Annotated in this window: 10 protein-coding genes; 7 read left to right on the forward strand and 3 right to left on the reverse strand. The window is 59.6% G+C overall.

All coding sequences use genetic code 11. From position 1 onward, the window contains the following. Positions 1-4: 4 nt before the first annotated feature. Complete coding sequence (gene purE, locus ACVHNU_RS24650) at positions 5-496, reverse strand: 5-(carboxyamino)imidazole ribonucleotide mutase (protein ID WP_003229641.1); 492 nt, start codon at positions 494-496, stop codon at positions 5-7. Positions 497-920: 424 nt separating this feature from the next. Between purE and ACVHNU_RS24655 the strand changes: the two genes are divergently transcribed. After that, on the forward strand, positions 921-1490 hold the full coding sequence (locus tag ACVHNU_RS24655; RefSeq protein ID WP_003229643.1) for a zinc metalloprotease: 570 nt from the start codon (positions 921-923) through the stop codon (positions 1488-1490). A 60-nt stretch (positions 1491-1550) separates the two neighbouring features. On the opposite strand, the gene ACVHNU_RS24660 is transcribed toward ACVHNU_RS24655, so the two are convergent. Further along, complete coding sequence (locus ACVHNU_RS24660; protein WP_201136219.1) at positions 1551-2462, reverse strand: LysR substrate-binding domain-containing protein; 912 nt, start codon at positions 2460-2462, stop codon at positions 1551-1553. A gap of 180 nt (positions 2463-2642) precedes the next feature. On the opposite strand from ACVHNU_RS24660, the gene aspA reads away from it, so the two are divergent. The 4 genes from aspA to ACVHNU_RS24680 all read left to right on the forward strand — a co-directional run bounded on the left by aspA (position 2643) and on the right by ACVHNU_RS24680 (position 8414). Beyond that, entirely contained in the window at positions 2643-4067 is a 1425-nt protein-coding gene (gene aspA / locus ACVHNU_RS24665; RefSeq protein ID WP_003229645.1) for an aspartate ammonia-lyase, read from the forward strand. A gap of 532 nt (positions 4068-4599) precedes the next feature. After that, the gene (locus ACVHNU_RS24670; RefSeq protein ID WP_103484633.1) at positions 4600-6045 is read left to right on the forward strand and encodes an alanine/glycine:cation symporter family protein; all 1446 of its coding nucleotides are present in this window, start codon (positions 4600-4602) and stop codon (positions 6043-6045) included. 168 nt (positions 6046-6213) lie between these two features. Continuing rightward, positions 6214-7218, forward strand: a complete 1005-nt coding sequence (locus ACVHNU_RS24675) for an asparaginase (RefSeq protein ID WP_473018459.1) — start codon at positions 6214-6216, stop codon at positions 7216-7218. A 203-nt stretch (positions 7219-7421) separates the two neighbouring features. After that, the gene (locus ACVHNU_RS24680; RefSeq protein ID WP_003229651.1) at positions 7422-8414 is read left to right on the forward strand and encodes an AraC family transcriptional regulator; all 993 of its coding nucleotides are present in this window, start codon (positions 7422-7424) and stop codon (positions 8412-8414) included. A gap of 166 nt (positions 8415-8580) precedes the next feature. On the opposite strand, the gene ACVHNU_RS24685 is transcribed toward ACVHNU_RS24680, so the two are convergent. Beyond that, a complete protein-coding gene (locus tag ACVHNU_RS24685) occupies positions 8581-9012 on the reverse strand; it encodes a hypothetical protein (RefSeq protein ID WP_003229653.1) in 432 nt (143 codons plus the stop codon). Between the two features lie 619 nt (positions 9013-9631). On the opposite strand from ACVHNU_RS24685, the gene ACVHNU_RS24690 reads away from it, so the two are divergent. Then, on the forward strand, positions 9632-10657 hold the full coding sequence (locus tag ACVHNU_RS24690; RefSeq protein WP_473018460.1) for a histone deacetylase family protein: 1026 nt from the start codon (positions 9632-9634) through the stop codon (positions 10655-10657). Then, entirely contained in the window at positions 10654-11754 is a 1101-nt protein-coding gene (locus tag ACVHNU_RS24695; RefSeq protein ID WP_003229657.1) for a polyamine ABC transporter substrate-binding protein, read from the forward strand. Before ACVHNU_RS24690 ends, ACVHNU_RS24695 begins: the two co-directional genes overlap by 4 nt. The last annotated feature ends 82 nt before the right edge of the window (positions 11755-11836 follow it).

Raw genomic sequence — 11836 nt, forward strand, 5'->3', positions numbered from 1 at the left:
AACCTCAGGCAATACGTGGGTCTGGATTGTCCAGGACGCTGTCTGTCTGCTCGGCACGGAAGGTTTTCAGTACCGCGTGGAACTGTGGATGCTTGGCGCCGAGAATGCTCGCCGAGAGCAGCGCAGCGTTGATCGCGCCGGCCTTGCCGATGGCCAGGGTGGCAACCGGAATGCCCGCCGGCATCTGCACGATCGACAGCAGCGAATCGACGCCCGAGAGCATCGACGACTGCACCGGAACGCCCAGCACCGGCAGGTGGGTCTTGGCCGCACACATGCCTGGCAGGTGGGCTGCGCCACCGGCACCGGCGATGATCACCTCGATGCCGCGGCCCTCAGCCTCTTCGGCGTACTGGAACAGCAGATCCGGGGTGCGGTGGGCAGAAACCACCTTGACCTCGTACGGGATGCCGAGCTTTTCCAGCATATCGGCGGTGTGGCTAAGGGTGGACCAATCGGACTTGGAGCCCATGATCACGCCAACCAGTGCACTCATCGTCGCGCCTCTTCTCTCTGGGCGCCCGCAGGCGCGTCAAAAACAACAAGCCACGCAGGATTGCGTGGCTTGATTGTACGAAAAATGGCCGGACGTGCCGGCCGAAGGCCGCGCAGTATACCGCAAAGAAAGCAATAAACAGCCCCCGATTCGACCATCTGTCAGCCGAGGCAATACAGCGGTTTTATTGACTCGAGAATCAAGAACATCGCCCCTGAACTGCACCCGATAAACGCCAAGTAAAGAGCATCAGGAAATAAACGCTAAAACACTAACCAGCCGCGTCACACGCTACCAATGTTATATAAACAACGTGAAGTCCCGGCAACTTGCTAACTTCAACTTAATAAAATATTTCGCCCTTATTCAATTATCAATATTTTCGGCACCCACCGCCGAATCCAGAAACCATTGGAGTATTTAAATGCCGCACCCATTGTTGTTATTAGTGTTTGTTCATAAAGATCTGGCAGATCATGACGCTGATGATATTTACGAAAAACAATTCAAATGGTTGGCCAAGGAATTCGAAACACTTTCCGGACGGCCACTCGCAATCCTTTTCAAGTCACCCTCAGACGCGCCGGCCCTCACAGACCTGAGCTACAAGATTGACAGCCCGGAACAGACACTTCTTTCCTGGTCTAAAAAAGTCGAACAGCATAAACAGACCCAACCCGCCGACACTTATACCAACCACACGCGCAAGTATCTTCTGCTGACACGCGACAATCTCAGCAGCACGGTTGCAGGGATTGCAAGTCAAACGGGCTTTGTTGCCATTGCATCCATTAACGGTGACCAGACGCCCGCGCATGAAGTGGGGCATATGTTCGGCGCACGCCATGAAGACTTCGAGGTTTATTACAACGGTTGGTGGGATGAAACCATCATGGCCTCCGGATCGCTTGAATCCTCTCTCAGAGGCAATGCCAAACGCTTCAGTGATAAAAACCGGGAAAGAATCCGCAAGTATCTCGAAGAAAATGCTTGAAACGCTTTAAATCATGAACAACAGCGTGAAAGCCCATTGGGACTTTCACGCCTGGGCCCCTCAAGTCGCCGGGCCGGCTGCCCCGCCCTCAAGCTTGCGCCACAACAAGCGCACGTTGGCCTTGCGCACCAGCGCGCAGCGATACAGACGAATCTCCAGCGGCACATGCCATTGCGGGCCGCCGCAAACAACGAGTTCACCTCGGCCAAGTTCGGCGCGCACGCTCAATTGCGGCACCCAGGCAATGCCGAGGCCTTCCAGCGCCATGCTCTTGAGGCTATCGGCCATGGCGGTTTCGTAAATGGTGGTAAAGCGCAGCTGACGCTGGCGCAGCAGACCATTCACCGAACGCCCGAGAAACGCCCCGGCGCTATAGGCCAGCAGCGGCACACTGGCTTCGCCTTCCAGATCGAACAGCGGTTTGCCATCGGCGTCCGCTGCACACACCGGCAGCATTTCGGTCTGGCCCAGGTGCAGCGACGGGAAGATTTCCGGGTCCATCTGCATTGCCGCGTCCGGGTCGTAGAACGCCAGCATCAGGTCGCAGCCACCTTCGCGCAGCGCGTGCACCGCGTCGCCAACGTTGGTCGCCACCAGCCGCGTGGCGATGTTCAAGCCTTCGTTGCGCAGTTGCGCGATCCAGCGCGGGAAGAAGCCCAGCGCCAGCGAGTGCGCCGCCGCGACCTGGATCACCTCGCCCTGCCCGCCTTCCAGATGATGCAGATGACGCAGCACTTCACCGAGCTGTTCGACCACCGTGCGCGCGGTCACCAGAAATAGTTGCCCGGCCGCCGTCAGCTCGATCGGCGTGCGCGAACGGTTGACCAGCGTCAGCCCCAGTGCGGCCTCGAGGCTGCGGATTCGCCGACTGAAGGCCGGCTGGGTCACGAAGCGCCGTTCGGCCGCCTGCGAGAAGCTGCGGGTGGCGGCCAGGGCACTGAAGTCCTCGAGCCATTTGCTTTCCAGATTCATCACGTCCTCCCGGACACGCACCAAAACAGGTCACACGTCTGCCGCGCACGCGGCGTCACACCGGCATTATGCCGAATGTGCATAGGCCAGTGTTTAACAGCATTGGCCCAAAAAATCCCGGAAGCCTAGCATTCGCAGCGTTCCGGCATAGACCGGGTCCATATCGAGATGATTTCTATCATGTCCTCCGCTGCATCTTTCCGCACAGAAAATGACCTGCTTGGCGCCCTCGAAGTACCGGCTCAAGCGTATTACGGCATCCAGACCCTGCGAGCGGTGAACAACTTCCGTCTCTCCGGCGTCCCGATTTCGCATTACCCGAAACTGGTTGTCGGTCTGGCCATGGTCAAACAGGCCGCTGCTGACGCCAACCGTGAGCTGGGTCATCTGAGCGAAGCCAAGCACGCTGCCATCAGCGAAGCCTGTGCCCGATTGATCCGCGGTGATTTCCACGAAGAATTCGTGGTCGACATGATTCAAGGTGGCGCCGGTACCTCCACCAACATGAACGCCAACGAAGTGATCGCCAACATTGCACTCGAAGCAATGGGTCACCAGAAAGGCGAGTACCAGTACCTGCACCCGAACGACGACGTCAACATGGCGCAGTCGACCAACGACGCCTACCCGACCGCGATCCGCCTGGGTCTGTTGCTGGGTCACGACGCGCTGCTGGCCAGCCTCGACAGCCTGATTCAGGCCTTCGCGGCCAAGGGTGAAGAATTCAACCACGTCCTGAAGATGGGTCGTACCCAGCTGCAAGACGCCGTGCCGATGACTTTGGGTCAAGAGTTCCGTGCTTTCGCCACCACCATGGGCGAAGACCTGGCCCGTCTGAAGACGCTGGCCCCGGAACTGCTGACTGAAGTGAACCTGGGCGGCACCGCGATCGGCACCGGCATCAACGCCGACCCGCGTTATCAAGCGCTGGCCGTACAACGCCTGGCACTGATCAGCGGTCAGCCGCTGGTGCCCGCCGCCGACCTGATCGAAGCCACCTCCGACATGGGCGCCTTCGTGCTGTTCTCCGGCATGCTCAAGCGCACCGCGGTCAAGCTGTCGAAGATCTGCAACGACCTGCGCCTGCTGTCCAGCGGCCCACGTACCGGCATTAACGAGATCAACCTGCCAGCGCGTCAGCCAGGCAGCTCGATCATGCCCGGCAAGGTCAACCCGGTGATTCCGGAAGCCGTTAACCAGGTGGCCTTCCAGGTCATCGGTAACGATCTGGCGCTGACCATGGCAGCCGAAGGCGGCCAACTGCAGCTGAACGTGATGGAGCCGCTGATCGCGTTCAAGATCCTCGACTCGATCCGCCTGCTGCAACGCGCCATGGACATGCTGCGCGAGCACTGCATCGTGGGCATCACCGCCAACGAAGCGCGCTGCCGCGAACTGGTCGAGCACTCGATCGGTCTGGTCACCGCGCTGAACCCGTACATCGGCTACAAAAACGCCACCCGCATCGCCCGTATCGCCCTTGAAAGCGGCCGCGGCGTGCTGGAACTGGTGCGCGAAGAAGGCCTGCTCGACGAAGCGATGCTCGCCGACATCCTGCGCCCGGAAAACATGATTGCCCCGCGTCTGGTTCCGCTCAAAGCCTGAGCCGACGCGTTACTTGTAGCACCGCTCACCAGGTCGAGGGACTAGACACCTCTCACCTTTTGAGGGCTTGGGGATCAGTCCCCAAGCCCTTTTTTTTAACTTTCCGACCCTGAGACCCGTATGTCTGGGGACTGCTTCATGTGGGAGCGGGCTTGCTCGCGAAGGCGTCGTGTCAGTCGAACAGAATGAACCTGACACACCGCATCCGCGAGCAAGCCCGCTCCCACAAAAGAGCAATTCCCGCACAAGCCCGGCGCCGGTAACGCCGGGTGTTTCAAAGCTTCGTTTCGTCGCTTGCACCACGAGCGTGCAGACGGGCGCCGCACTGATCGGTATAGTGCCGCCCCTCTTCGCGTGAGCGGTCGTCGGTAACGAGGCCATAACCCATGCGAAACCCGAACTAATAACAAACCCGCGAAATGGATCCGGGACGAAACCATCGCCTCACCTGTCGTGCCGCGTGCACACCGGTGTAACACGATGTTTCCACCGTCCAGTATTTGCTTACACAAAAAACAGCGAGGAAAAATCCATGCTCGAAGTCATCAACGACTTCCTCTCAGGGAAAGTACTGATCGTGCTCATTGTCGGGCTCGGTAGCTACTTCACGATTCGCTCGCGTTTCGTTCAATTGCGGCACTTCTTCCACATGTTCGCGGTGTTCCGCGACAGCCTCAAAAGCAGCGGCGGGCAACTCAGCTCGTTCCAGGCCCTGATGCTCAGCCTTGCCGGCCGTGTCGGTGCAGGCAACATCGCCGGTGTCGGCATCGCCGTAACCCTCGGCGGGCCAGGTGCGGTGTTCTGGATGTGGGTGACCGCACTGGTCGGCATGTCCAGCAGCTTCTTCGAATGCACCCTGGCTCAGGTCTACAAGCGCGCCGATGGCGACGGTCTGTACCGTGGCGGCCCGGCCTACTACATCCAGCACGGCCTGAAGCTGAAAGGCATGGCGGTGGTGTTCTCGATCCTGCTGCTGGTCACCTACGGCTTCGCCTTCATCGGCCTGCAGTCCTACACCGTGACCCACTCGCTGCAGAACGCCTTTGCCTTCGACCCACGCCACACCGGGATCGTCCTGGCGGTGCTGCTGGCCATCACCTTCATCGGCGGCATCAAGCGCATCGCCGCGGTGTCCGACCTGCTGGTACCGGTCAAGACCCTGGCCTACATCGGCGTGACCCTGTACGTGATCGGCACCCAGATCGAACACGTGCCAGCCATGCTGGAAACCATCTTCAAGAGCGCCTTCGGTCTCGACCCGGCCTTCGGCGGCCTGCTCGGCAGCGCCATCGTCATGGGCGTGAAGCGTGGCGTGTTCGCCAACGAAGCAGGCCTGGGCAGTGCGCCGAACGTCGCCGCCGTGGCCTCGGTGAAACACCCGGGCGCTCAGGGCGTGGTTCAGGCTTTCAGCGTGTTCCTCGACACCTTCGTGATCTGCACCTGCACCGCGCTGCTGATTCTGTTGTCGGGCTTCTACACCCCGGGCTTCGAAGGTGACGGCATCGTCCTGACCCAGAACTCGCTGGCCGCCGTGGTCGGTGACTGGGGCCGCATCTTCGTCAGCGTCGCGCTGTCGCTGTTCGTCTTCACCTGCATCCTCTACAACTACTACCTGGGCGAAAACAGCCTGCAGTTCCTCAGCCGCAACCGCGCCTTGCTGATGGTTTTCCGCGGCCTGGTGCTGGCGCTGGTGGTATGGGGTTCGATGCAAGACCTCTCGACCGTATTCGCCTTCGCTGACATCACCATGACCTGCCTGGCCTTCGTCAACCTGATGGCCCTGGCCATGCTGTTCAAGGTCGGCATGCGCGTGATGCGCGACTACGACGAGCAGCGCCGCGCCGGCATCAAGCAGCCCGTGTTCGACTCGAGCAAATTTGCCGATCTGGACCTGGACCTGAAGGCCTGGCCGGCCGAGGCGCCAGCCGCCGGCAAGACCGCAGCCGAGCCGCAAGGCGTCCCTGCAGCGCAACGCTGACGGGTGAATGAGGGGCGCATCCCCTGCGCCCGTCAGTTATTGTGATGCAATACCTGTGGGAGCGAGCTTGCTCGCGAAAGCGGCAGATCAGTCGACATTCCTGTATCTGACCCACCGCATTCGCGAGCAAGCCCGCTCCCACAGGAACTCATCGTTTCGGAGAATCCTATGAACCCTTCGACTTATCCCGCCGCCCAACACGTCATGGTGCTCTACACCGGTGGCACCATCGGCATGCAGGCCAGCGCCAACGGTCTGGCCCCGGCGTCCGGTTTCGAAGCCCGCATGCGCGACTACCTGCACAGCCAGCCTGAGCTGGTGGTGCCGCAGTGGCGCTTCCGGGAAATGGCGCCGCTGATCGACAGCGCCAACATGACCCCGGCCTATTGGCAGCAACTGCGTGAAGCAGTGGTCGATGCGGTGGACGTACAAGGCTGCGACAGCGTGCTGATCCTGCACGGCACCGACACCCTGGCCTACAGCGCTGCGGCGATGAGTTTCCAGTTGCTCGGCCTGCATGCCCGCGTGTGTTTCACCGGCTCGATGCTGCCAGCCGGCGTCACCGACAGCGATGCCTGGGAAAACCTCGGTGGCGCGCTGGTTGCTCTGGGCCAGGGTCTGGCGTCGGGCGTGCACCTGTACTTCCATGGCGAGCTGCTGGCGCCGACCCGCTGCGCGAAAGTACGCAGCTTCGGTCGTCATCCGTTCAAGCGCCTGGAGCGTCAGGGCGGCGGGGTGAAAGCGCCGTCGATTCCGGCCGCACTGAACTACAACCAGCCGAAACAACTGGCCAAGGTTGCTGTGCTGCCACTGTTCCCCGGCATCGGCGCCGAGGTGGTTGATGGCCTGTTGGCCAGCGGTATCAGAGGTCTGGTGCTGGAGTGCTACGGCAGCGGTACCGGGCCGAGCGACAATCCAGAATTCCTCGCCAGCCTCGGCCGCGCGCGGGACAACGGTGTGGTGGTGGTCGCGGTCACGCAGTGCCATGAAGGCGGGGTCGAGCTGGATGTGTATGAAGCCGGCAGCCGTTTGCGCGGCGTTGGCGTGCTGTCCGGTGGCGGCATGACCCGCGAAGCGGCGTTCGGCAAATTGCAGGCACTGCTGGGTGCAGGCCTGGAATCGGCCGAAGTGCGGCGCCTGATCGAACTCGACCTGTGTGGCGAACTTATCTGACGCAACGCAATACCTTGCAGGAGTGAGCCCCTGTGGCGAGGGAGCTTGCTCCCGCTCGACTGCGCAGCCGTCGCAGTGTTTTGGGGCCGCTGCGCGCCCCAGCGGGAGCAAGCTCCCTCGCCACAACAGCCCTCGTACAGTTTGATCCGCGTGCGGCATATAACTTGCTGCCGTTTCCAGCATCCCCCAGGCTGGAAGATCTTATGCTGCACTCCCACCTCACCACGCTCAACGCCGTCTCGCTGGTGCTCAACACCTTCAAGGCTGAAGGTTTGTCGAGCGACGCGCTGCTGGCCGGCAGCGGCATCAGCACGGCAGATCTGGCCCGTGCCGACACGCGCATCACCACCAATCAGGAAATGCAGGTCTGCGCCAACGCCGTCGCACTCAAGCATGACATTGGCCTGGAACTGGGGCGGCGGATGCACGTGTCCTGCTACGGCATCCTCGGTTACGCGCTGCTCACCAGTGCCACCTTAGGTGACGCTTTACGTCTGGCGATTCGCTATCCGGCGCTGCTGGGAACACTTTTCGAACTGAGCCTGGAAGACGATGGCGAGCAGGTCTGGTTCGTCGCCGCCGATTACCGCGAGAGTCCGTCGATGGCGGTGTTCAACGCGGAATTCTGCCTGGTGTCGTTGAAGGTCATCTGCGACGACTTGCTCGGGCATCCGCTGCCGTTGCGGGCGACACGTTTTGAACATGCCGCACCGGATTATCGCGACAGCTATGCCGAGCACTTCAACAGTCCACTGCATTTCGCCGCCAAGGACAACGCCTTCGCCTTCGACCGGCGCTGGCTCGATCAACCGTTGCCGCTGGCCGACAGCATCACCCACCAGGCCATGGCCGAACGCTGCCGCAAACAGAACATCGAGTTCACCGGACGGCAAGCGTGGCTCGGGCGGATCCGCCAGTTGCTCAGCGCCCAGCTCAATGCAGCACCGGGGCTTGAGGGACTGGCCCAGCAGATGAAATGTTCGCCGCGCACCTTGCGCCGCCATTTGAAGGACATGGGCAGCAGCTATCAGGAACTGCTCGACGAACTGCGCTTCGAGCGGGCCAAGCAGATGCTGTGTGAGGATCAACTGCCGATCTACCGCATCGCCGAGACCCTGGGTTTCAGCGAGACCGCGAGCTTCCGCCATGCGTTCGTGCGCTGGAGCGGTGTTGCGCCGAGTCAGTACAGACCCTGAAGATCAAAAGATCGCTGGCTTGGGCAGCTCCCAGACTGGAGTCGGCTGACGTGAGCCGACTGATCGAATTCGACCTGTGTGGCGAACTGATCTGATAAAAACTTGAAAATGCGATTCGGAGCATCAATAAACCTTCCTGCAAAACTCACGCAGGAAGGTTTAACAATCAAGCTAAGGTTACTTCAAATTTACCTTGCTCCAGTTTGGAGTCACCAGGCCGGCCGCTTTCCACATCGTCCACCAGCCCAGTGATTTTCTTGCTGTTCTCTTGCCAATCCACATGAATCCAGCCTTTTTCCGCCAACCACTCTTGCTTGGCATTCTGAAACAGGAAATAAACGGGCTTACCTCCCCCGGTAAATTCCACTTTTTTATTCAAATACTGCTTCTCAATAATTATTGAAATAAGGTGGTTAACTTCAGGATTCCCCCCACTCAGATCGAATCTCAGAACAATGTCTTTTTCGCGTATTTCGGCATGACTGACCGGAAGGGAATGCTTTTTACCGTTAATTTTAATGTCGAATTGACCTTCGGTTGCCTTTTTGATGCCCCGAAAGAACTCCGGCGAATATTTTTCAAACTTTGAAGTACTCATACAAATCTCCTTTTGCAAATCATCAAGTCAATGTTCATAGGAATAGCCCACCTCTACCCTCAAACAGCCAGAGGTAAGCATTTGGCAACCTAGACCCAACTTATCAGGCTGTCAAAAAACAAATATATAAATAAAAATATGCGACAAACGGTATTGAATTCGAGAGAAACCTGTAATTTCTGACAGTAGACCGCGCATGTTTTCAACTTTAAAATTGGCATGCGTCATGCCTTAAGCCAACTAAATACAATAATAAAAAATCATTATAGACCGACTTAAAAACTTCTCACTCACTGTTAAAAACCAAACTTCAAGATCATTTCCAACTTATCAACCATGATTAGCTGCGCATAATTTTCTGAGTTTTTAATGTGGCTCGCGAATGCGCAGTGTCAGTCGCCATCATTGCATCTGACATACCGTATTCGCGAGCAAGCCCGCTCCCACAAGGACGCATTGCATGGCTGAATCGGAGCTTGACTGCATTGAGAGGAGGGGCGAATTGCGGTCAGAGGTTTTGGCCATATCGATCCCCTTTTGGCCTTTCCTGCCGTTCTCCGATTCGCCGCGCGCCGCAACACTGGGGGCAACCGAATCAGCCCCCTGCGGAGAACAACAAATGCTGACGATCTACTCGGACGATCACCACCTGCACCACGGCCGCTGCGAACTCATCGACGGCCAGCTCAAGCCGTGCTTCGAAATGCCGTCGCGCGCCGACCACGTGCTGCAACGGGTCAAGAATCAGAATCTCGGCCCGGTGGAAGCGCCGAAGGACTTCGGTCTCGAACCGATCGCGCGGATTCACAGCCACGACTACCTCGACTTCTTCAAAGGCGCATGGGCGCGCTGGACCGAATTCAACACTGACGGCGACCTGCTGCCCTACACCTGGCCAGCGCGCACCCTGCGGCAGATCAAACCGACCAGCCTGCACGGCCAGCTCGGTTACTACAGCTTCGACGGCGGCGCGCCAATCACCGCCGGCACCTGGCAAGCAGCCTACAGCGCAGCACAAGTCGCCCTCACCGCCCAGGCCGAAATCCAGCGCGGCGCGCACAGCGCCTTCGCCCTGTGCCGGCCACCGGGACACCACGCCGCCGGCGATTTGATGGGTGGTTATTGCTACCTCAACAACGCCGCCATCGCCGCCCAGGCATTTCTCGATGCCGGCCACAAGAAAGTCGCGATCCTTGACGTCGACTATCACCACGGCAACGGCACTCAGTCGATTTTCTACGAGCGCAGCGACGTGCTGTTCACCTCGATCCACGGCCACCCGGAAGCCGAGTTTCCGTTCTTCCTCGGCTACGAAGATGAACGCGGTGAAGGTGCCGGTGAAGGCTTCAACTTCAACTATCCGCTGCCGGCCGGTTCCGGCTGGGACACCTGGAGCGCGGCGCTGGAACAGGCCTGCAACGAGATCGACAGCTACGGCGCCGACATCATTGTCGTGTCGCTGGGCGTCGACACGTTCAAGGACGATCCGATCTCGCAGTTCAAACTCGACAGCCCGGATTACCTGGCCATGGGCAAGCGCATCGCCGCCCTCGGCAAACCGACGCTGTTCGTCATGGAAGGTGGCTACGCGGTGGAAGAAATCGGCATCAACGCAGTGAACGTGCTGGAAGGTTTTGCACAATGAGCCGACTCAAGCACTGCATTGCGCCAGCCCTGTGCGCGGCGCTGCTCAGCGTCGGCGCCCACGCCGAAGAACGCACCCTGCGCGTCTACAACTGGTTCGACTACATCACGCCCAAGGCGCTGGAAGACTTCAAGGCACAGAACACCCAGACCAAACTGGTCTACGACATCTTCGACACCAACGAAGCACTGGAAGCCAAGCTGCTGACCGGCAACTCCGGCTATGACGTAGTGGTGCCGTCCAACGTGTTCCTCGCCAAGCAGATTGAGGCCGGCGTATTTCAGCCGCTGGATCGCAGCAAGCTGCCGAACTGGAATCACCTCGATCCGAAACTGATGAAGCTGATCGAGGCCAACGACCCGGGCAACCAGTTCGCCGTGCCGTACATGTACGGCACGATCCTGATCGGCTTCAACCCGGCCAAGGTCAAGGCCGCGCTTGGCGACAATGCGCCGGTGGACAGCTGGGACCTGATCTTCAACGAAGACAACATCAGCAAGCTCAAGCAGTGCGGCGTCGCCCTGCTCGACTCGCCGTCGGAGATCCTGCCGCTGGCGCTGCAGCACCTGGGTCTGGACCCCAACAGCAAAAACCCGGCGGACTATGCGAAAGCTGAAGCGCTGCTGATGAAGATCCGGCCGTACATCACCTACTTCCACTCCTCCAAATACATGGCCGATATCGCCAACGGTGACATCTGCGTCGCGGTCGGTTACTCCGGCAGTTTCTCGCAGGCGGCCAACCGCGCCAAGGAAGCGAAGAACGGTGTCGTGGTCGACATGCGCCTGCCCAAGGAAGGCGCACCGATCTGGTTCGACATGCTCGCCATTCCCAAGGGCGCGAAGAACCCGGAGGACGCCTACACCTTCATCAACTACCTGCTGCAACCGGCGGTGATTGCGCCAGTCAGCGACTTTGTCGGTTACCCGAACCCGAACAAGGACGCCACGCAACTGGTCGATCCGGCGATCCGTAACAACCCCAATCTGTACCCGACCGATGCGGCAATGGGCACGCTCTACACCCTGCAACCGCTGCCGCGGGATGCCGAGCGGGCACGCACCCGGGCCTGGACCAAGATCAAGTCCGGCACCTGAGCCGCCGCTAAACCCGAGACCCGCACCGTTGCGGGTCTTTTTTTGCTGGCGATATCTATGTACCACCCGACGTCCTGACCAG

Source organism: Pseudomonas sp. Ors-4-3C (assembly GCF_055755035.1).